This is a genomic window from Streptomyces sp. NPDC047982, from assembly GCF_043204165.1.
In the GTDB taxonomy this organism is placed as follows: Bacteria; Actinomycetota; Actinomycetes; order Streptomycetales; family Streptomycetaceae; genus Streptomyces.
On the sequence record NZ_JBIDBS010000002.1, the window covers coordinates 224,257 to 245,364 of the forward strand.

Genomic DNA, 21,108 nt, shown 5'->3' on the forward strand with positions numbered 1-21,108 from the left:
TTCTGATGCTTGTGTTTCTGGTGGTGCAGTGGTGTCGGCTCGTCGGCGAGACCGGCACATCACCGGTGAGGCCGGTGGTGCCTGGGAGCCCCGTGGTGCCGACGAGGCCGGTGGTCTCGGACCGGCCGAAGGCGCCGACCGGCCGTGGAGCAGCCGAGGGGATCAGCCGCCGAGAAGCCGTTCGGCGAGGCGGCGCGCCCGCTTCCGACCCTGGGGAGGGAGCTTGCGTACGACGGGGCCGCCGATGCTGCGCAGCGCCCGGCGCAGTGTCGCCTTCCGGCGCTGCGCGGCGACACCTGCCATGACCGAGGCCGGGGCCTCGGGCAGACCCGCGTCCAACTGGATCCGCCCGCCCGCGCCGATCGTGACGGAGCACAGCGGCAGCGGGGGGTTCTTCTCCCCGTCCAGCCGGACGGAGAGGTTCCAGTCGCCCGCCGCGAGGCCGGGCGCGCGTTCGGGGACGACGAGGTGGGCCCGGTCCTTCGTCGGGTGCAGCGTGGTGCGCAGCGTGTGCACGGCCGTACCGGTTCCGTCGGTCGGGGTCAGGACCAGACGGGCGTCGGACGGGGCGGTGGTGCCGGTGGTGAAGAGGTCCAGCCGGAGTTCGGACCGGCGGCCCGGGACCCGGAGCACCGGACGCCCCTCGAGATAGGTGGCGAGCTTCTTGCCGCGGCGGTTCACGTCGAGCGTGAGGTTGCCGTGCGGGTCGGTGAAGTAGGGGATGACGGCGCGCGCCGGTGAACCGAGCGACGCGGGCAGGCAGGCGGCGTCCACCTCCGGCGCGCGGTCGGCGCCCAGCCGTGCCTTGCGGACCAGGCCCAGGCCGCGCAGCGGCACCCAGATGTCCCAGAAGCCGCGGGAGACCCGGCCGCGGCCCTTGACGGCCTCCGAGGAGACATGACCGCTGCCGCGCAGCACGACCTCGCAGACCCCGTCGCCGAGGTCGTCGATGTCGGTGGTGAACGAGGCGGGGCAGGGCCATTCGACGGCCGTCTCGCGGTTGCGCAGCGACAGCTCGGCGCAGAAGCCGTCGATGTCGTCCGTGACGTCCAGCGGTTCGTCCCCGGGCAGCAGTCCGTTCACGGTGTCCGGGTGCAGGAAGTAGCGGCCCTCGCGGCGCAGCAGCTTCACCGGCTCCTGGTCGTCGCCGTGGACCAGCCGGGCGGTGACGGTGACGGCGACGCGGCCGTCCGGCTGCCAGGCGAACTCCTCCAGCCGGGCCGCCGCCTTGACGTTCCCTGCGAACCGGGCGATCCGGAGCAGGCCCTCCCGGTCGTCCTTGCGCAGGAGCGTCGACCGCACCCGCAGCAGCGGGCCGAGGCCGTGGTGCACGCCGTCGCCCATGAAGTCGAGGGCCAGCGGCCTGATCGCGTCGACCATCTCCTGGAAGAAGTCCGGCTGGTACTTGACGACCGCGGGTTCGCTGAGTCGGCTCAGCATCTCGACCCGGTAGAAGCGGCGCAGCAGCAGATCGCGGAACGCGCCCGGCTCGGTGTTGGCGACGACGACGTCCAGGACCTCACGGAGGTTCCCGTAGTACTGGGACGGGACGATCCTGGTCGATCCCGCGTTCTTGCCGTCGTCGCGCCGGGAGTAGTAGTAGCAGGTGTAGGTGCCGAGGATCGAGACGGCCTTCGCGGGGAAGTACGCCTGCATCATGTAGAGCTGGTCCTCCAGCCGGCGCTTGCCCTCGGGATAGGCGATGCCGTTCTCGCGGAGGAACGCCGTACGGAACATCTTGTGCGGCGTGAGGCTGTCGTAGAGCGGTGCGTCGTGGAGCGTGCACTTCTCACGGTCCTTCTTGAACACGCCGTGCGGCACACCGCGGAAATTGCTGGCCACCTTGCCGATGACGATGTCCGAGCCGTTGCGGTGCCCCATCTCGTACAGACGGAGCAGGGCGTCCGAGGCGAGATGGTCGTCCTGGTCGACGAACTGGACGTACTCGCCCTTCGCCTCATCCACGCCGACGTTGCGGGGCTTTCCCGGCCACCCGGAATTGGGGATGGTGATCAGCCGGAAATGCGGGTGCTCCGCCGCCAGCTTCTCCAGCCGCTCAGGGGTGTCGTCCGTCGACCCGTCGTTGACGAACAGAACTTCGAACTCTTCCGGAGGCAATGACTGCCGCAGGAGCGAGTCGATGCAGGGGTCGATGTACTTGCCCGGGTTGTACACCGGAATGACGACACTAACTTTGACTGGCATCGCTGCTGTCCCATGTCTGGTAGGTCTCTGGAGATGGCGGCGGATGCGGGGCCGACACTGCCACTGCCGAAGCGAACGGGGGAGGGGCCGCCGCATTGCACCCTATCGGCTCTCAGATGAATGAAGTGATCCGATGGTTGCGCCGGATTCGGCACGCTTCGGCATTTCCCACTCCCCGAAGGCGCGGACGCGCGGCGCCGGAATACGGCCGTTCCGAATGCGTCCGGTACAGGTGCGTTTTGCGCAGGCACAAGCAGACACAGGTACGGCACCGGCACAAGGAGGCACAGGTACGGCGCTGGCACAAGAAGACACAGGTACGGCACCCGCACAAGGAGGCACAGGTACTACGGCACGGGCATGGGACACGGTGAGCCGATCCGGGGCAGCCGTACTGCGTGTACGGACACGTGTACGAACGAGTGCGGCCCCGTCCGGAGCGGGAGCGCGTACGTCCACGGGGCGGAACGCGCGGGCGTGTGTTCCCCTCTTTCCCGTAGATTGCGAGGGTTGGGCGAGGACGAATCATTGGGGATGGACGTGTCAGGGGCAAGGCAGGGCGTCGCAGAGGCCCACAGGATCGTGGTCAAGGTCGGTTCCTCCTCGCTCACCACGGCGGCGGGCGGCCTCGACGCGGACCGCGTCGACGCGCTCGTCGATGTGCTGGCCAAGGTGCGCAGCGGCGGGGAACGCGAGATCGTGCTCGTCTCCAGCGGTGCCATCGCCGCCGGACTCGCCCCGCTCGGCCTGCACCGGCGGCCCAAGGACCTGGCCAGGCAGCAGGCCGCGGCCAGCGTCGGCCAGGGGCTGCTCGTCGCCCGCTACACCGCCTCCTTCGCACGCTACGGCGTACGCGTCGGGCAGGTATTGCTGACCAGCAACGACACCAGCCGCCGCGCCCACTACCGCAACGCCTGCCGCACCCTGGACCAGCTCCTGGACATGGGCGCGTTCCCGATCGTCAACGAGAACGACACCGTGGCCACGGACGAGATCAGGTTCGGTGACAACGACCGGCTCGCGGCGCTCGTCGCCCATGTGGTCCGTGCCGACCTGCTGGTCCTCCTCTCGGACGTGGACGGCCTCTACGACGGGGACCCGAGCACTCCCGGCGCCACCCGGGTCGCCGAGGTGACCGGTCCGCAGGACCTGGCGGGGGTCGTCATCGGCAGCGCGGGGAAGGCGGGCGTCGGCACCGGCGGCATGGTCACCAAGGTCGAGGCCGCCCGGATCGCCACCGCCGCCGGGGTCCCGGTCGTCCTCACCTCGGCGAGCCGGGCCGCCGACGCCCTGGCCGGACGCGACACCGGCACGTACTTCCACCGCACCGGACGACGGTCCGCCGACCGGCATCTCTGGCTCGCCCACGCCTCCACCCCGCAGGGCTCGCTGACCCTCGACGACGGGGCCGTCCGGGCGGTCGTCGAACGGCACGGCTCGCTCCTGCCTGCCGGGATCCTGGCGGTCGAGGGCGAGTTCACCGCCGGCGATCCGGTGGAACTGCGCGACGTCGAAGGGCGTCCCGTGGCCCGCGGGCTCGTCAACTTCGACGCGAAGGAGATCCCGCAACTGCTCGGCCGCTCCACGCGCGACCTGGCACGGGAACTGGGGCCGGCGTACGAGCGCGAGATCGTACACAGGGACGATCTTGTCGTCCTGCACCGCTGACAGACCCCCTGAAACGGTTGAAAGTCCGGCCCCAGGACGGAGACCTTCATGAAAACCGCCCCATCCCGGGCCGCGGGCTGGTCAACTTTGTTACGGGGACACAGCGGGGTACCGCACAGTAAACGCATACACAGGAGGCCGCCGGTGAGACGAGCGCGCCCGGGGGCGCCGCCCCGAGGAACGGGTGGCCGGGCCCTGACCAGTGTCGGACCAGGTGCCGACTTCGACGGGAGCCGGTCCGCGGACCGTACGGACGACCGGACCACCGGGTTCGGGCCCGTGGCGGTGAAGCCGGGGCCGATGGGCGAGGGGCACGCCTCCGAGCGCACCCCGTCCAGGCTCTGGCACGTCACGTTGAGCGTCTCGGGCGCCGAGATCCCGCTCAGAGAGGTCAGACGCGGTCTCGAACAGCTCGCGCACGACCATCCCTTCCTGCTGACCAGCCGGTATGCCAACGACCACGCGGAGATCCGCTACTGGGAGGAGGCCCGCGATCTGCACGACGCGGCGGCGGTCGCCCTGCGGCTCTGGGGCGAGCACCGCTCCACCGCCGGGCTCCCGCCCTGGGAGATCGTGGGTCTGGAGGTCATCGACCGCGAGACGTACCACCAGCGCGTCGCCGAGGGGTACGGGCCGCCCCCGGCGGCCCCGGTCGGCGTGCATCCCTTCTGAGCACCGGGTACGACCGGCCACGGGCCCCGGGCACGACCGCCCGGGGCCCCGGCACGACCGGCGTGGGCGCCGTGGGTGCCGGCCACGGGTTCCGGGCACGATCCGTACGGGTGTTCCAGCATGGTCCCGCGCAGGCCCCGCGCCGCAGTTCCGCCAGGGGGTCCGGGCACGATCGGTCACCGGTTCGCGTACGACCGTCGCATGGTCCCGCGCAGGCCCGCGCCGCAGCTCCACCAGTGGGTCCGTGGATCGGTCGCCGGTTCGCGTTTTCCACCCGTCGCACGGTTCCGGGCACGCCCCGCCACACGCGATCAGTCACATGCTCCGGCATGACCGGCCCTCGGCAGCCGTCTCGCATCACGGGATACGTGGTGGATGCCCGCAGGGTGCGCACTACGCTGCGGGGCATGACCACGCTCTCGCCGTACGACAACATGTCCCCGGTCGCCCAGGCCGCCTACCGGGCCCGCTCCGCCGCCGCCGACATCGCGCCGCTGCCGCGCGCGGCGAAGGACGACGCGCTGCTCGCGATCGCGGACGCGCTGGAGGTACGGACGGGCGAGATCGTCGAGGCCAACGCCGAGGACGTCGCCCGCGCCCGCGAGGCCGGGACCAGTGAGGCGATCATCGACCGCCTCACCCTCACCCCGGAGCGGATCCGCGCCATCGCCGCCGACGTGCGCGACGTGGCGGCGCTGCCCGACCCGGTCGGCGAGGTCGTCCGGGGCTCCACCCTGCCCAACGGCATCGACCTGCGGCAGGTCCGGGTGCCGCTCGGCGTGGTCGGGATCATCTACGAGGCCCGGCCGAACGTCACGGTCGACGCTGCCGCGCTCTGCCTGAAGTCGGGCAACGCCGTGCTGTTGCGCGGCTCGTCCTCGGCGTACGCGTCCAACACCGCACTCGTACGAGTGATCCGCGACGCGGTCGGCGGCTCCGGCCTCCCGGCCGACTCGGTGCAGATGGTGCCGGGTGAGAGCCGTGAATCGGTGCGCGAGTTGATGCGGGCCCGCGGCCTCGTCGACGTCCTCATCCCGCGCGGCGGCGCCTCGCTGATCCGCACCGTGGTCGAGGAGTCCACCGTTCCGGTCATCGAGACCGGCACCGGCAATTGCCATGTCTACGTGGACGCGCGGACCGACATCGGCATGGCCGTCGAGATCCTGGTCAATTCCAAGGCGCAGCGCCCGAGCGTCTGCAACGCCGCCGAGACGCTCCTGGTGCACAAGGACGTCGCCGCGGAATTCCTGCCGCGCGCCCTGGACGCGCTGGCCGACGCCGGGGTGACCGTGCACGGCGACGAGCGGGTCCTCGAACACGCCGCCGGGTCCAAGGCCACCGTGGTGGCGGCGACCCCGGAGGACTGGGAGACCGAGTACCTCTCCTACGACATCGCCGCAGCCGTCGTGGACTCCCTGGACGCGGCCGTCGCGCACATCCGGCTCTGGTCCTCCGGCCACACCGAGGCGATCGTGACCACGTCCCAGGCCGCCGCCCGACGCTTCACCCAACTGGTCGATTCCACGACGGTGGCCGTGAACGCCTCGACTCGCTTCACCGACGGCGGCCAGTTCGGCTTCGGCGCCGAGATCGGTATCTCCACGCAGAAACTGCACGCCAGGGGCCCGATGGGGCTGCCGGAGCTGACCTCGACGAAGTACATCGTCACGGGCGACGGCCACGTACGGTGACCGGGTGACCGTACGGGTGCGGTGAATGTCGCGGGCTCCCTGCCCAGAACGACCCGCCGGGGCTAGTCTGGAGCGGTGCCGGACGACGTGGGGGGCAGGCCGTTCCCGGACGGCTGGGAGCCCGACGACGACCGCGGGGGCGCGGACGAGGACTTCGCCTCCGTGGTGTTCGACGAGGAGTTCGTACGGGCCGCCGAGATCCATGAACCCACGGCCGTGGAGCGGCTGCTCGCCGCCGCGCAGGCACGGGCCGAGGCCGAGGCGTCCCGTTCCCGGGCGGGCGGTGGCCCCCTGGACGACGACTTCTCCGACGAGGGATATGGCCGCGGTGGCCCGTACGCCGACGACACGTCCTACGACCCGTTCGATCCCGACGGCGGCCCCTACGGCCGATCGGCGCGCTGGCACCGTCCCGTGGCCTGGATCCTCGCCGTGCTGATGGGCATCGGCATGGTCGCGCTGGCCTTCGGGGCGGTCTACCGCAACGCGTCGGGCAACCGGCAGAACCCCGTCCCGCCGCGCGCCACCACAGGCGTGGACACGGCCCCCGGGCCGGTCCCCACCGCCATACCGTCGGCATCGGCCGGCCACATGCGCCCCACGGCCTCCGCGATTCCCCACAGCGGCTGACCGGGGCCACGTCCTGAGCCGCCTGGGCTCCCTTCCCGCACCCCGGCCCGCTTCCCGTGCCGCTGCCCCTCGGGATCCCCCGTGCCCCTGCACGTTGGCCGTGCCTGGTTCGCCTTCCGTGCCGCTTGGCTCGGGATCGCTTTCCGTGCCGCTCGGCACCCTCTTCCTCGTGGCCGGTCGCTTTCCGTACCGCTCCTGGACGGTTGTCTCGTGCCCCGGACGGTTCTCTCACGCCTCCGCGTTTACCGTGGCCGCAATCGACCTACCCTGAAGGTGTGATCCCTCTCTCCGAGGGGGCTTCTCACTCGTCCGGGCGCGGGTGGTCATGGGGCGCCATACGCGCCATGACGGACGGGTCCTGTCCAAAGCCATTGGCCGAGACAGAGCGAAGCGTTTCGACCTCGGTCGGTGACGTGGAGTCGGGAGAAGTCATGGCACACCGCGGAGAACCACCGGAAGGCACGCCCGAGGACACACCGGGCGGCGGCGAGGACGAGTACAGGTCACTCGTCTTCGACGAATCGTTCGTACGGGCTGCCCGGCTGAAGGAGTTCTCCGCCCAGGAGCGCATCGCCGATCACACCCCTGCCGTGCGCAGTCTCCCTCCCCGGAGATTCAAGGCCGGTTCCCGAGCCGCCATCGCCCTGGTGCTCCTGATCGCGCTGGCCTTCGGAACGGCCGTGTACATGGGCCTTCGCCACCCCTACCAGGTGCCCGTCGGCCGAAAGGCCGAAGCGCTGAGGTCGACCGTCATCCCCCTGGCCCCGCGCGGGCCCGTTTCCGGCGGAACGGCCGCCGACCTCCTCTCCCGGAGTCCCGCCGCACAGTTCGCGAGGGGTGTGGCGGGCATCAACCCGCCGCCCAGCAGGGCCACCGACAATTTCTCGGACAACCAGGTGGCCACGGCCCTGGCCACCGTCAAGGACTACCTGGTCGCGTCCTCGCTCGACCCCGATGTCCTCACCGGTCACGCGCTGCGGCCCGTGGAGATGCTGCTCGACCCCGACCAGATGGCTCAGTTCGAGCGAAGCATGCACCGGCCGGACGACGACGGGCAGCACGCCCCCGCCGGCTGGCTGGTCCGCTTCGACCCGGCGAAGGTGGCCCTGGCCAGTCCCGACATCCGCGTCCGGGGCACGCTGAGCTACAGCGAGGCCGGGGCCGACACGCTGGAGGTGGTGTCGGACCACACCTTCACGTACACGCTTCGCCCCGCCGACTCCGGACCCCAGCGAATGGGCGGTGCTTCGCTCTTCACCGTGCGGCGCGAGCTGCACTTCCGCTTCGACCGGGAGGACCTGCGCCTGCACCGGCTGGAGCTGCGCACCAGCTACGTCCAGGCCGGGCCGCAGGCGTGCCCGTCGGACACCACGGGCGTCCTGCGGCCCCTGCTCGCCGGTCAGCACGCCACGCCCCGCAGTCCCGCGGGCACCGACCCGTACGACACGGCCCGGCCTACGGGGGCGCTCTGCGGAACTCTCGTGGTCAGCTCCCCGCCGGCTCCGGCTCCTCGGGATCCCGGGGCTCGTCCGGCCGCGCCGAGCCCGGGGATCCACCCGTAGCACCGCCCTTCCCGGCCGTGCCCCCGCCCTGGCCGGTGAACTTGTCGCGGAGCTTTCCTCCCAGGTCCCCGGCGCCGCCCGCTATGTCGCCGACGAGCTTCATCAGCGGATCCTTGCTGGTCCGTACCGCGTCCGCGTAATGCGCTGCGGACTGCCGGAAGGAGTCCGTCACCGAGGTCCCGTCGTCCTCCTCGCGCCGCGGGTAGTGACCGTCCATGATCCGCTGGTAGTCGCGGGTCTCGGACCACTTCTTCAGCTCGGCCGCGCGCACCGTGGTGAACGGGTGCGAGCGGGGCAGCAGGTTGAGGATCTTGAGCACGGAGTCGCGCAGGTCGCCGCCCTTCTCGTACTCGTCGGCCTGCGCGAGGAAGGCATCCACGTTCATCTCGTGGAGATGGTTGCCGCCCGCGATCTTCATCAGACCGCGCATCGACGCCCGCAGATCCTGTCCGACCAGCAGCCCCGCGCGGTCGGCCGACAGCTCCGACTTGCGGAACCACTCGCGCAGTGCCGTCACGATCGCCATGATCGCCACATTGCCCAGCGGGATCCAGGCGACCTTCAGCGCCATGTTGGTGAGGAACAGCAGGATCGTGCGGTACACGGCGTGGCCGGACAAGGCGTGCCCCACCTCGTGGCCGATGACGGCCCGCATCTCCTCCTCGTCGAGCAGCTCCACCAGCCCCGTCGTCACCACGATGATCGGCTCGTCGAGACCGATGCACATGGCGGTGGGCTGCGGGTCCTGGCTGACGTACATCGGCGGGACCTTCTCCAGGTCCAGGATGTAACAGGCGTCCCGCAGCATGTCGTTGAGATGGACGAACTGCGCGTCGCTCACCCGAACGGAGTCGGAGAGGAAGAGCAGTCTCAGACTGCGCTCGGGCAGCAGGCCGCTCAGTGTCCTGAAGACGGTGTCGAAACCGCTCAGCTTCCGCAGGGCCACCAGGGCCGAGCGGTCCGCCGGGTGCTCATAGGCCCGGGACGAGATACCCGCGAAACGCCGACGCTGCCTGCTCGGTACGTTCTCGCCGCTCTCGTGGTTGCGTTCGGTCATGAATGGCCCCCTCTTCGTAACCAGACATCACTCGCCCCCCTGACGGATCCCAGCGTAGGCGCTGGGGCTACGGTGTGCGGGGGGCTGTGGACAACTGAGGAGACGCCCGACATGCCACACACCGTTGCCCTGCTCGCCGCCGCGTCCGAGGACCAAGGGCTCGGCGGCACGTTGCGCATCGTGCTGCTCGCCTCGCTCGTCGGATGCGTGCTGGTCGCCTGGTTCCTGCTCCGCGGGTACCGCGGCAACGGTGACGACGACGGCAACGGCTGAGTCGGCGTGAGCGCGCCCGAGGCGCCCACATACGATGTGCGCGACGTCCCGCTTCCGAGCCCCGATCGAAGGTCCTGTCGAAGATGAGCCTCACGAGCACCGCGCACCAGATGGTCACCCTTGCCGCCGAGCACGGTGGCAACCACCCGAGCCTCAACCCGTACGTCGTCGGTGGCGGCGCGTTCATTGTGTTGATGCTTCTGCTGTGGATCACCACCCGCTTCAACCGCGACCGCTAAGGCGAAGGCGAACAACTGTGCCAGTAGGCTCTGCATGCATGGAAGAGCAGGAAGTGCCTACCGGCAGCGGAAAACGCCGTATCGGCGTGATGGGCGGGACGTTCGACCCGATTCATCATGGACACCTGGTGGCGGCCAGTGAAGTGGCCGCCCAGTTCCGCCTCGACGAGGTGATCTTCGTTCCGACCGGGCAGCCCTGGCAGAAGAGCCACAAGCGCGTCTCCCCGGCCGAGGACCGCTATCTGATGACGGTCATCGCGACGGCTTCCAACCCCCAGTTCTCGGTCAGCCGGAGCGACATCGACCGCAGCGGACCGACGTACACCATCGACACACTGCGGGACCTTCGCGCGATCCACGGCGACGCGGATCTCTTCTTCATCACCGGCGCCGACGCGCTCGCCCAGATCCTCACCTGGCGGGACGCCGACGAACTCTTCTCGCTCGCCCACTTCATCGGCGTGACACGGCCCGGCCACACGCTCACCGACCCCGGACTGCCGGAAGGCGGGGTCTCCCTCGTGGAGGTGCCCGCGCTCGCGATCTCGTCCACGGACTGCCGCGAGAGGGTCGCGAAGGGGGAGCCGGTCTGGTACTTGGTGCCGGACGGCGTGGTTCGCTACATCGACAAGCGCCAGCTGTACCGCGGCGAATGAGCCAGAGGGGCACCGGTGAACGACCGACAGAACCCGTACGACCCGTATTACCAGCAGCCGCAGACCGTCGGCTACGACGAGTACGGGCAGCCGGTGTATCAGCAGGCCGGACCGCAGGCGTACGACACGTACGACCCGTATGCGTCCCAGCAGACTCAGGACCCGCAGCAGTCCGGGCAGCACTCGTACCCGGCCGGCCAGGGGGGCTACGGAACCGGGCCGAGCGGCGACGGAACCGGCCAGGGCGGCTACATAAACGACCAGGGCGGCTACGGAACCGACCCGAGCGGCGACGGAACCGGGCAGGCGTACGGATACGACCCCTACGCACAGCCTCAGCAAGCGCATCCGGCTCAGCCGCAGGCGTATGACCCGTATGCCGCCCAGACGTCCCAGCAGACACACCAGTCCCAGTCCCAGCAGCACCAGCCTGAACAGCAGGCATACGCCGGCTACGACGGCTACGGCTACGACACCGGCAGGCAGGCCGCCGCCGTCGACACCACGCAGCAGTGGAACATCCCGCAGCAGGCGTCGGCACCCCCGCAGGAGGCCGAGGCGTATCCGCAGCAGCGGGCCGCCGCGCAACCGGCGCCGTCCGCGCCGGCCGTGCCAGGGGAACGGGCTTCCGACCCGGTCGAGCCGGGACCGCAGCCGGAGTCCGGGGCCGAACCGGAGCCAGCCGTTCCGGGGCAGCACCGTCCGGACTACCGCACCGAGCAGTTCTCCTTCATCGAGGAGCCCGACGAGGACTCCGAAGACGTCATCGACTGGCTCAAGTTCACCGAGAGCCGTAGCGAACGACGCGAGGAGGCGCGACGCCGCGGCCGTAACCGCATGGTCGCGCTGATAGTCGTGGCGGCCCTCGTGATCGTCGGCGGCGTCGGCTACCTCTGGTCCGCCGGAATGCTCCCCGGCCTCTCCGACTCGGAGAAGGACAGCGCCGCGTCGGCGGGTCCGCAGCAGCGGGACGTCATCGTGGTCCACCTCCACGACACCAAGAAGGGCGGCACCTCCACGGCGCTGCTCGTCGACAACGCGACGACCAAGAAGGGGAGCACCGTCCTGCTCCCCAACTCCCTCACAGTCTCCGACGACGACGGCACGACCACCCTCGGCAAGTCCGTCGATGACGACGGCACCACCGGCACCCGCGAAGCGATCGACACGCTGCTCGGCACCAGGATCAGTGGCACGTGGCGGCTCGACACTCCCTACCTGGAGACGCTCGTCGATCTCGTCGGCAACATCGACATCGACACCGACACCGACGTGCCCGACACGAAGAAGGGCGCCTCGCCACTGGTGAAGAAGGGAGAGGCGCAGACGCTGAGCGGCCGTATGGCCGTCGCGTACGCCACCTACCGGGCGCCCGGCGAGGACGAGGCGAAGCAGCTCGTGCGATTCGGCGAGGTGCTGCGGGGCGTGCTGCGGAAGATGTCGGACGACCCGAAGGCGGCCACCGTCACCGTGCAGACCTTGGGGCAGATCCTCGATCCGTCGCTGCCCGAGAAGGACCTCGGTGCCTCCCTGGCGAAGCTCGCCCGTCACGCCAAGATCGGCGACTACAAGACGACACTGCTGCCGGTGCAGGCCGACGGCACGCTCGGCGACTCGGCCGCCGGAAGTGTCGTCAAGGACATCCTGGGCGGCAAGGTGAAGGCTCCGGAAGCCGGTGCGGCGGTGCGCGTGGGCGTCAAGAACGCCACCGGTGACGAGGACGGCTCGGAATCCGCCCGGGTCAAGCTGGTCAACGGCGGGTACGCCATCGTCGGCGGCGGCAGCGGCACGGCCGGGACAGCGGCGTTGTCCGAGGTGATCTACGAGAAGGCGGAGGACAAGGACACGGCGACGCAGGTCGCCAAGACCCTGGGGCTGCCGACGAGCGCGGTCAAGCAGGGCAGTCCCTTCTCGAACGCGGACGTGTCCGTCCTGCTCGGGCAGGACTACCCGGTCAAGTGATCTGAGCCGGGCCTTGGCGTGGGGCCTCCGTCACCCGGACCGGACCGGTCCGCCGATGCCGGAGGCTCTGCGAACGTTTGTTGTGTGGGCTGTCGGTGGTCCGTGAGACCCTAGGAGTGCTGAAGATCTCGGCCGGGTCCCCGACGCCCGGTGCGTACGTCTGCGGCGTCGCCGAAACGGCCCCATTGCTCCGCCAGGAGGCCGCCTCGGCGGCCCGCGGTCGTGCCTACCGGACGGCCGCGGGCGGACGGCCGGGACGAGCAGCAGCCTCGGGGAGGTTCCCAACGCCCCCCGCGAGGGTAGATCCGACCGCCGACGAAAGCCTGCATGTGACCGCCACGGACCGCTCCATCGAGCTCATCAACACCGCCGCCCAGGCTGCCGCCGACCGGCTCGCGCACGACATCATCGCGTACGACGTCAGCGATGTGCTGTCGATCACGGATGCCTTCCTGCTGGCCTCGGCGCCCAGTGACCGCCAGGTCAAGTCCATCGTCGACGAGATCGAGGAACGGCTCCTGAAGGAGCTCGGCGCCAAGCCGGTACGCCGTGAGGGCGACCGCGACGCCCGCTGGATCCTCCTCGACTACGTCGACATCGTCATCCATGTCCAGCACAACGAGGAACGGGTCTTCTACGCGCTGGAGCGCCTCTGGAAGGACTGCCCCGAGATCGAGCTCCCCGAGGACGCCGTCAGGACCCGGGGCAAGGCCGAGGAGCAGGCCCAGCTCACCGGCGGCGCGGAAGGTGAGCGGAGCTGAACGGCAGCAGGAGCGGCAAGGGCCGCAAGATCGTCCTCTGGCGGCACGGCCAGACATCGTGGAATCTGGAGCACCGGTTCCAGGGGTCCACGGACATCTCGCTCACCCAGACGGGTGTCGGACAGGCCCGTCGGGCCGCCCGGCTGCTCGCCTCGCTGAAGCCGCACGCGATCGTCGCGTCCGATCTGCGACGGGCGGCCGCCACGGCGGCCGAGCTCGCCGCGATCACCGGCATAGAGGTCGCGCACGACGCGGGGCTGCGCGAGACCTACGCCGGCTCCTGGCAGGGGCTCACCCATGAGGAGATCCTCGGACGGTACGGCGAGGAGTACGCCGCGTGGAAGCGCGGCGAGCCGGTGCGCCGCGGTGGCGGGGAGCTGGAGACCGAGGTCGCCGACCGGGCCGCCCCGGTCGTACTCGAACACGCCGACAAGCTGCCCGACAGCGGCACGCTCGTCGTGGTCAGCCACGGTGGCACCATCCGCACCACCATCGGCCGACTGCTGGGCCTGGAGTCGCACCACTGGGAAGGGCTCGGTGGGCTCTCCAACTGCTGCTGGTCGGTGCTCGGCGAGGGCGCGCGCGGCTGGCGCCTGCTGGAGCACAACGCGGGCACGCTGCCCGAGCCGGTGCTCGGCGACGACACATAGCCGGGCTCTCGGCCGGGGCGGGGGCCGTACGAAGGCCCGCGCAGAGCCCCAGGAGGGCCTCGCGTGGGGCGGCAGCAGCCGGATTTCACTTTCTGGCTGGTCACAGGCTAGAGTTCTTCTTGTTCGCGGGGCGGAAACGCAAGAAACAAAGCGAACAGCGGGGCTATAGCTCAGTTGGTAGAGCGCCTGCATGGCATGCAGGAGGTCAGGAGTTCAATTCTCCTTAGCTCCACGGTCAAGGATCCCGTCCCTGTCAGGGGGCGGGATCTTTTCGTTCCGCCGCCGAGGTCCCCAGGTTGTACGGCTCTGCCGTTCCGCGCCAGGTGCTCCGGTGCCCGTCGCGGCGATGCCCGCTCGTTCCGTTCGCCTTCGGCGGCGTCCGCGCGGGATGTCCTCGGCGTGCCGTAACTGACACGCAGTCATCGCCGATGTTCCTCGTCGCCGGTGTTGCGTAAGGGAGTTGGCGGCGTGTGTCCCCGTTCCCGATCCGACGGGGGCTCCGTGCGACGCGGCCGTGTCGTACGACGGTGGTCCGGGCGATGCCAAGTAGCTCTGGCCACTGGCGGATTCGTCCCCGCGGAATGCCGGGAGGTGGAGGATTCGTCGGTGTTCGCGAGGCGGCGGTGACCGGCCGGATACGCGGTGGGCTGCCCCTCTCGCGGGCTCATGGCAGAATCGGAGCGCCGGAGGGGGCTACGGACGGAACGGGAGGGAGCGCGTGATGCCTGCGAGCCGCCACGAGGTCCCGGACCTGCCCCTCTTCCCCGATTTCCGCACTCTCACCCACCGCACCCGTGCCGACCGGCCCGCCGATGGCCCGCTCCGCGCGGCCCGTGTGCTCGGCCGCGACGGCCGGGTCCTTCACCTGCGCGCCGCCGGCGAGCGAGGCCGGAGCTGACTCATGGGTGCACACAGGCGGAAGTGCGACTGGTGCGGCAGCGGTACGCCCATCGTCAGGGACATGGACCCGGTCAACCCCGAGTACCAGTACTGGTGCGAGGAGTGCGCGCGGGCGCTGATCATAAAAGGCGACCCCATCGAGACCTACCGGGAGCTGGAGGGGGAGCCGATCTACGGGCGGCTGCTGGACGAGCACTGCACGCTCAAGCGCTTCTATTCCTTCGCCACCGCCTGAGACCTCGCGTCGGGTGCGACCAAGACGCCGACAAAACAGGTCGGAAGCGGTCGGACGGGAAACGATTTGGTGGAGTGGCGGGGGCACCGGTAATGTTCTCGATGTCGCCGCGGGGAACCGGAAGGCGGACAACGCGGGGCTATAGCTCAGTTGGTAGAGCGCCTGCATGGCATGCAGGAGGTCAGGAGTTCAATTCTCCTTAGCTCCACAACAAAGAACGAGAAGCGGGTCATCCTCAAAGGGTGATCCGCTTCTCGCGTGCATGCGTCGGAGCAGCAGCGCCAGACCATCAGGCGCATCTGGTGCGTCGGACTCGAGCACCGGGCTTGTGTGCCCGGCTCGTGCGGCCATGCGCCGCTGTGCGTCGGCCCAGGCATCGGCCCACGCAGCGGCGGGCCGATCCGGTACGTCGGTGCGGCTCAGCCGGTCCGCATCCTGCGTGGGGCGCGTGCCGAAGAGGGTGTGGGTCCCGGAGGGTGGGTGAGGCTTGCGGAGGAGGCCCTGCCACTTGTCCGAGGACCGGTCACGCACGGACCGGTTCCGGGCCCGTGCGGTACCCTGGCGCCATGCGTGCCGTACGCCTTCTGCTTAGCGAGCCGCGCTGATCAGTCCCGACCGGTGAGAATGCCTGGTCGGAATCGGCGCGGCGTCCCCTCCTGTGCGAGGGGTTTTTTCGTTTCCGCAGACGCGTGTCCGTAGACGTGGGCGCCAGCAGATGACGATCGATGGAGCTTTGAGGATCATGAGCGAGACGAATTCCGCAGCCGAGACGGCTGCGCCGCACCGCTACACGGCGGCGATGGCCGCCGACATCGAGGCACGCTGGCAGGACTTCTGGGACGCCGAGGGCACGTACGAGGCGCCGAACCCGACCGGTGACCTGGCGGGCAACCCGGAGCTGGTCGCCAAACCGAAGAAATTCATCATGGACATGTTCCCGTACCCCTCGGGTGCGGGGCTGCACGTCGGACACCCCCTGGGTTACATCGCCACCGACGTCTTCGCGCGCCACCAGCGGATGACCGGGCACAACGTGCTGCACACCCTGGGCTTCGACGCCTTCGGCCTGCCCGCCGAGCAGTACGCCGTGCAGACCGGCACGCACCCCCGGGTCTCCACCGAGGCCAACATCGAGAACATGACCGCTCAGCTGCGCCGACTGGGTCTGGGCCACGACAAGCGCCGCTCGTTCGCCACGATCGAGTCGGAGTACTACAAGTGGACCCAGTGGATCTTCCTGCAGATCTTCAATTCCTGGTACGACACCGAGGCCGACCGGGCGCGCCCGATCGATGAACTGGTCGCACAGTTCGAGAGCGGCGCTCGTCCCACCCCGGACGGTCGTGACTGGAGCGCGCTGAGTGCCGTCGAGCGCGCGGACATCCTGAGCGAGTACCGCCTGGCCTATGCCTCCGACGCGCCGGTCAACTGGTCGCCCGGCCTGGGTACGGTTCTGGCCAACGAGGAGGTGACGGCCGACGGGCGCTCCGAGCGCGGGAACTTCCCGGTTTTCAAGGCCAAGCTGCGCCAGTGGAACATGCGTATCACGGCCTACGCCGACCGGCTGCTGAACGACCTGGACGGGCTGGACTGGCCCGAGGCCATCAAGCTGCAGCAGCGTAACTGGATCGGTCGTTCCGAGGGTGCGCGGGTCGACTTCCCGGTCGACGGCACAGGCAGCATCACCGTCTTCACCACGCGCCAGGACACCCTGTTCGGTGCCACCTACATGGTGCTGGCGCCCGAGCACGAGCTGGTCGAGCGGATCACTCCGGCCGCCTGGCCCGAGGGCACCCACCCGGTGTGGACCGGCGGACACGCGTCCCCGGCCGAGGCCGTCGCCGCGTACCGCAAGCTGGCCGCCGCCAAGTCCGACGTGGAGCGGCAGGCCGAGGCCAAGGACAAGACCGGTGTCTTCACCGGCGCGTACGCGACCAACCCGGTCAGCGGCGACAAGGTCCCCGTCTTCATCGCCGACTACGTCCTCATGGGGTACGGCACCGGCGCGATCATGGCCGTCCCGGCGCACGACGCGCGCGACTTCGCCTTCGCGCGGGCCTTCGAGCTGCCGATGCGCTGTGTCGTCGAGCCGTCGGACGACCGTGGCACGGACCCCTCGACCTGGGACGACGCCTTCGCCTCGTACGACGCGAAGCTGGTCAACTCGGCCAACGACGAGATCTCGCTGGACGGACTGGGCGTCGTCGACGCCAAGACGAAGATCACCGAGTGGCTGAAGGCACACGGTGTCGGCGAGGGCACCGTCAACTTCCGACTGCGCGACTGGCTGTTCAGCCGCCAGCGCTACTGGGGCGAGCCGTTCCCGATCGTCTACGACGAGGACGGCGTCGCCCACGCGCTGCCCGAGTCGATGCTGCCCCTGGAACTGCCGGAGGTCGACGACTACTCGCCGCGCACCTTCGACCCCGACGACGCGGACACCCAGCCGGAGGCGCCGCTGTCCCGGAACACCGACTGGGTCAACGTCACCCTGGACCTGGGCGACGGCAACGGCCCGAAGAAGTACCGCCGCGAGACCAACACCATGCCCAACTGGGCGGGCTCCTGCTGGTACGAGCTGCGCTACCTGGACCCGAGGAACGACCAGAAGCTGGTCGACCCCGCGATCGAGCAGTACTGGATGGGCCCGCGCGAGGGGCAGCCGACCGGGGGCGTCGACCTGTACATCGGCGGCCAGGAGCACGCCGTGCTGCACCTGCTGTACGCCCGCTTCTGGTCCAAGGTGCTGCACGACCTGGGGCACATCTCGTCCTCCGAGCCGTTCCACAAGCTGTACAACCAGGGCATGATCCAGGCTTACGTCTACCGGGACAGCCGCGGCATCGCGGTCCCGGCGGCCGAGGTCGAGGAACGTGACGGGACGTTCTACTACCAGGGCGAGAAGGTCAGCCGCGTCCTGGGCAAGATGGGCAAGTCCCTGAAGAACGCCGTCACACCGGACGAGATCTGCTCCGAGTACGGGGCGGACACGCTGCGCCTGTACGAGATGGCCATGGGCCCCCTGGACGTGTCGCGGCCGTGGGACACGCGTGCCGTCGTCGGCCAGTTCCGGCTGCTGCAGCGGCTGTGGCGCAACATCGTGGACGAGGAGACCGGCGTGGTCACCGTCGTCGACACGGAGCCGGACGAGGACACGCTGCGGGCGCTGCACAAGGCGATCGACGGGGTCGGCCGGGACGCGGCCGGCATGCGTTTCAACACGGCCATCGCCAAGATCACCGAGCTGAACAACCACCTGACGAAGGCCGGCGGTCCGGTGTCCCGGAGCGTCGCCGAGGCGCTGGTGCTGCTGGTGGCGCCGCTGGCCCCGCACATCGCCGAGGAACTGTGGCGGCGCCTGGGCCACACCGAGTCCGTGGTGCACCAGGACTTCCCGGTCGCCGACCCCGCGTACGTCGTGGACGAGACCGTGACCTGCGTGGTGCAGGTCAAGGGCAAGGTCAAGGCACGCCTGGAGATCCCCCCGACGATCTCGGACGAGGAACTGGAGGCCCAGGCCCTGGCAGACCCGGCCGTGGTCGCGGCTCTGGACGGAGCGGGCATCCGGAAGGTGATCGTCCGGGCGCCGAAGCTGGTCAACATCGTTCCCGCGTGAACGACGCTGATCGCTCCCGCACGAATGGCGGTGATCGTCCCCGCGTGACGGGCACGGCCAGGCGACCGACAGGCCGCCTCGTGTGAGTGGGGGCGTTCCCCTACGGGCGGGTTGGGGGTTCTGAAGGAACCCTCGGCCTGCCCGTAGCGTTTACGGTGGAGTGGCCGGCATCGATACGACACCCGAGGGGCGCTCATGGAAGCCGTGATCCTGATCCTGGGATTGCTCTTTTTCGCGTTCATCGCCCTGGGCGTGTACGCGGGCGTCAAAGCCATCGGCGCGGCGAAGCGGGGTGTGGATCGCACGATCGTCCAGGCACGCCGCGCGGTCGAGGACACCACACTGCGCGCGAAGAGTTACGGCCAGACGGGTCTGGGCGGAGAGCTCGCGCAGCTACGGCTCTCGCTGCGCACCTCGATGCGGGCCACGCAGGAGGCACTGCGGGCGGGGGTCGTCGAGGACGCCTCACTCTCGGAGTCACTGGACCTCTTCCGGCGGCTCAGTGTGCACGGACGCGATCTCGACGAGGATCTGAAGAGGCTGGAGCGCGAGCCCGACCGGGCGACGGTCGCCGCGATGCTGCCGGAACTGAAGGAGCGCACGGAGCGGATCACGCACTCGGCGGATTCGCTGCGTTGGGCCGCCCGCGACCGGGCACGGAGGTTCGGCGACGACGATCTGGAGGCGCTGAACGCACAGATCGACATGGAGGCCGGAGCGCTGCGGCACTGGACGGTCGAGCCGGACGAACCCGTCCGGGAGCGGAGCCACCACCCGCAGTCCGGCCACACACAGGCCGACGGCCACGGGCAGGCCGACCGTGGCGGGCAAGGACAGGGGAGGGGACCGGCGCAGGGGTCGGGGGAGCGGCACGAGAGCGGGGCGGCCGACGGCCAGGAGCGGGCGATACCGGCCCCGGACCCCCGGGGTCAGCCCGAGTACCCGTGGCAGAAGACGGCCCGGCCGGAAACGACGACCTGAACCGTTCGGCGCCCGAAACCGCCAGGATGTGGCCTGAAGCGAACGGGAGCGGTCCATCGGCCGGGGTTGGACTGCCGAGTGGTGCGCCCGCGAGGTAACCTCCCGCTCATGTCCCGCCATGTCGCGATCATCACCGATTCCACGGCCTACCTGCCGCCCGAGGCGATGGAGCGGCACGGCATCACCGCGGTGCCTCTGACCGTCGTTCTCGGTGATCAGGCCCTGGAGGACGGCACGGAGCTCTCGGCCCGCTCGCTCGCCTCGGCGCTCCAGAAACGCCGCCCCGTGACGACGTCCCGGCCCAGCCCGGAGGTCTTCGCGGCCGCGTACCGGGCGGCGGCCGACGCCGGAGCCTCCGGCATCGTCTCGCTCCACCTCTCCGCCGAGATGTCGGGCACGTACGACGCCGCGCTGCTCGCGTCGAAGGACGCGCCGGTTCCGGTACGTGTGGTGGACACCGGAATGGTCGCCATGGCCCTCGGGTTCTGCGCGCTGGAGGCGGCGGAGACGGTGGAGGAGGGCGGAAGCCTGGACGAGGCCGTCGTCGCCGCGGAGAAGCGGGCCGCGGGCACGTCCGCGTACTTCTACGTCGACACGCTGGACTATCTGCGCCGCGGCGGCCGTATCGGCGCCGCACAGGCGCTGTTGGGATCGGCGCTCGCGATGAAGCCGCTGCTTCGGCTGGACAGCGGCCGTATCGAACCGCTGGAGAAGGTACGGACGGCGTCGAAGGCGATCGCACGCCTGGAGGAGATCGTCACGGACGCGGCGGGCAGCGCGCGGGTGGATGCCGCCGTGCACCACCTGGCGGCGGCGGAGCGGGCCGAACGGCTTGCCGAACGGCTGCGCGAGCGGGTGCCCGGTCTGGTCGATCTGCACGTCAGCGAGGTGGGTGCGGTGATCGGCGCGCACACCGGACCTGGTCTGCTCGGAGCGGTGGTCTCGCCGCGCTGAGGCCCGACGGCTCTCGGCCTTCGGCTCCGAACCCTTGCTGCCCGGTTTCGGGATCCTCTGGTGACCATCGACCCTTGCCCATAGCTCCCCGCTCCCCGCTTCTCGTTCCTCGCCTGCGGTTCCTTTGGCGACCGATGGTCTTCGACTCTCGCCTCTCGGGTCCCGTCCTCGGCTCGTGGTCTGCGCTCCCTGGATCTCGAACCCCGGCCCGCAGCCCGCACCCCGCACCCGCAGCCCGCACCCCGCACCCCGCGGTCCGATGGTTCCGCGCATTTCACTCCTCGGTGTGACCGAGTTATTCACAACCGGCCGGTTGTCCACCGGAATGGCGTCGGCTCAGCGGGTTCGGGCCAAGGTGCCTACTGTCGTGAGGCATGACTCCGCGAACACTCCGTG

18 protein-coding genes and 2 tRNA genes are annotated in these 21,108 nt (G+C 70.0%); 18 read left to right on the plus strand and 2 right to left on the minus strand.

Annotated elements, in window-relative coordinates; translation table 11 throughout:
* Positions 1 to 162: 162 nt before the first annotated feature.
* Positions 163 to 2,205 (minus strand): glycosyltransferase family A protein, encoded by a 2,043-nt coding sequence (locus tag ACGF2V_RS02865; RefSeq protein WP_362704280.1) that lies wholly within the window; start codon positions 2,203 to 2,205, stop codon positions 163 to 165.
* Positions 2,206 to 2,787: 582 nt separating this feature from the next.
* Between ACGF2V_RS02865 and proB the strand changes: the two genes are divergently transcribed.
* The 5 genes from proB to ACGF2V_RS02890 all read left to right on the plus strand — a co-directional run bounded on the left by proB (position 2,788) and on the right by ACGF2V_RS02890 (position 8,428).
* Positions 2,788 to 3,873: a glutamate 5-kinase gene (gene proB / locus ACGF2V_RS02870; RefSeq protein WP_362624538.1), complete on the plus strand. Its 1,086-nt coding sequence runs from the start codon at positions 2,788 to 2,790 to the stop codon at positions 3,871 to 3,873.
* Between the two features lie 144 nt (positions 3,874 to 4,017).
* A complete protein-coding gene (locus tag ACGF2V_RS02875) occupies positions 4,018 to 4,545 on the plus strand; it encodes a hypothetical protein (RefSeq protein WP_362624470.1) in 528 nt (175 codons plus the stop codon).
* A gap of 407 nt (positions 4,546 to 4,952) precedes the next feature.
* Positions 4,953 to 6,236: a glutamate-5-semialdehyde dehydrogenase gene (locus ACGF2V_RS02880; RefSeq protein ID WP_362704283.1), complete on the plus strand. Its 1,284-nt coding sequence runs from the start codon at positions 4,953 to 4,955 to the stop codon at positions 6,234 to 6,236.
* A 75-nt stretch (positions 6,237 to 6,311) separates the two neighbouring features.
* The gene (locus ACGF2V_RS02885; protein WP_362704287.1) at positions 6,312 to 6,866 is read left to right on the plus strand and encodes a hypothetical protein; all 555 of its coding nucleotides are present in this window, start codon (positions 6,312 to 6,314) and stop codon (positions 6,864 to 6,866) included.
* Positions 6,867 to 7,297: 431 nt separating this feature from the next.
* Positions 7,298 to 8,428, plus strand: a complete 1,131-nt coding sequence (locus tag ACGF2V_RS02890; protein WP_362624465.1) for a hypothetical protein — start codon at positions 7,298 to 7,300, stop codon at positions 8,426 to 8,428.
* Here ACGF2V_RS02890 and ACGF2V_RS02895 read toward each other — a convergent pair.
* On the minus strand, positions 8,352 to 9,485 hold the full coding sequence (locus ACGF2V_RS02895; RefSeq protein WP_362704290.1) for a M48 family metallopeptidase: 1,134 nt from the start codon (positions 9,483 to 9,485) through the stop codon (positions 8,352 to 8,354). The two genes, ACGF2V_RS02890 and ACGF2V_RS02895, sit on opposite strands and share 77 nt — an antisense overlap.
* A gap of 111 nt (positions 9,486 to 9,596) precedes the next feature.
* Between ACGF2V_RS02895 and ACGF2V_RS02900 the strand changes: the two genes are divergently transcribed.
* The 13 genes from ACGF2V_RS02900 to ACGF2V_RS02960 all read left to right on the plus strand — a co-directional run bounded on the left by ACGF2V_RS02900 (position 9,597) and on the right by ACGF2V_RS02960 (position 20,712).
* Entirely contained in the window at positions 9,597 to 9,758 is a 162-nt protein-coding gene (locus ACGF2V_RS02900) for a hypothetical protein (RefSeq protein WP_362624461.1), read from the plus strand.
* An 83-nt stretch (positions 9,759 to 9,841) separates the two neighbouring features.
* Positions 9,842 to 9,997: a hypothetical protein gene (locus tag ACGF2V_RS02905; protein WP_362704293.1), complete on the plus strand. Its 156-nt coding sequence runs from the start codon at positions 9,842 to 9,844 to the stop codon at positions 9,995 to 9,997.
* A gap of 38 nt (positions 9,998 to 10,035) precedes the next feature.
* The gene (gene nadD, locus ACGF2V_RS02910; RefSeq protein ID WP_362624458.1) at positions 10,036 to 10,653 is read left to right on the plus strand and encodes a nicotinate-nucleotide adenylyltransferase; all 618 of its coding nucleotides are present in this window, start codon (positions 10,036 to 10,038) and stop codon (positions 10,651 to 10,653) included.
* A gap of 15 nt (positions 10,654 to 10,668) precedes the next feature.
* Positions 10,669 to 12,615, plus strand: a complete 1,947-nt coding sequence (locus tag ACGF2V_RS02915; RefSeq protein ID WP_362704296.1) for a LytR C-terminal domain-containing protein — start codon at positions 10,669 to 10,671, stop codon at positions 12,613 to 12,615.
* A gap of 329 nt (positions 12,616 to 12,944) precedes the next feature.
* The gene (gene rsfS, locus ACGF2V_RS02920) at positions 12,945 to 13,376 is read left to right on the plus strand and encodes a ribosome silencing factor (protein ID WP_362624454.1); all 432 of its coding nucleotides are present in this window, start codon (positions 12,945 to 12,947) and stop codon (positions 13,374 to 13,376) included.
* Positions 13,373 to 14,026, plus strand: coding sequence for a histidine phosphatase family protein (locus ACGF2V_RS02925; protein WP_362624537.1), 654 nt, complete (start codon positions 13,373 to 13,375; stop codon positions 14,024 to 14,026). The genes rsfS and ACGF2V_RS02925 overlap by 4 nt, the downstream gene beginning before the upstream one ends.
* Before the next feature lie 159 nt (positions 14,027 to 14,185).
* Positions 14,186 to 14,258 (plus strand) — tRNA-Ala (locus tag ACGF2V_RS02930).
* 489 nt (positions 14,259 to 14,747) lie between these two features.
* Positions 14,748 to 14,924: a hypothetical protein gene (locus ACGF2V_RS02935; RefSeq protein ID WP_362704298.1), complete on the plus strand. Its 177-nt coding sequence runs from the start codon at positions 14,748 to 14,750 to the stop codon at positions 14,922 to 14,924.
* 3 nt (positions 14,925 to 14,927) lie between these two features.
* Positions 14,928 to 15,161 (plus strand): hypothetical protein, encoded by a 234-nt coding sequence (locus ACGF2V_RS02940; protein ID WP_026277450.1) that lies wholly within the window; start codon positions 14,928 to 14,930, stop codon positions 15,159 to 15,161.
* A gap of 135 nt (positions 15,162 to 15,296) precedes the next feature.
* A tRNA-Ala gene (locus ACGF2V_RS02945) sits at positions 15,297 to 15,369 on the plus strand.
* Positions 15,370 to 15,903: 534 nt separating this feature from the next.
* Positions 15,904 to 18,777 carry a leucine--tRNA ligase gene (leuS, locus tag ACGF2V_RS02950; RefSeq protein ID WP_362624450.1) on the plus strand — a complete coding sequence of 958 codons (2,874 nt, stop codon included), beginning with the start codon at positions 15,904 to 15,906 and terminating at the stop codon, positions 18,775 to 18,777.
* Between the two features lie 195 nt (positions 18,778 to 18,972).
* Positions 18,973 to 19,758, plus strand: coding sequence for a hypothetical protein (locus ACGF2V_RS02955; RefSeq protein ID WP_362704301.1), 786 nt, complete (start codon positions 18,973 to 18,975; stop codon positions 19,756 to 19,758).
* 108 nt (positions 19,759 to 19,866) lie between these two features.
* Positions 19,867 to 20,712, plus strand: coding sequence for a DegV family protein (locus ACGF2V_RS02960; RefSeq protein ID WP_362624447.1), 846 nt, complete (start codon positions 19,867 to 19,869; stop codon positions 20,710 to 20,712).
* Positions 20,713 to 21,108: the final 396 nt, after the last annotated feature.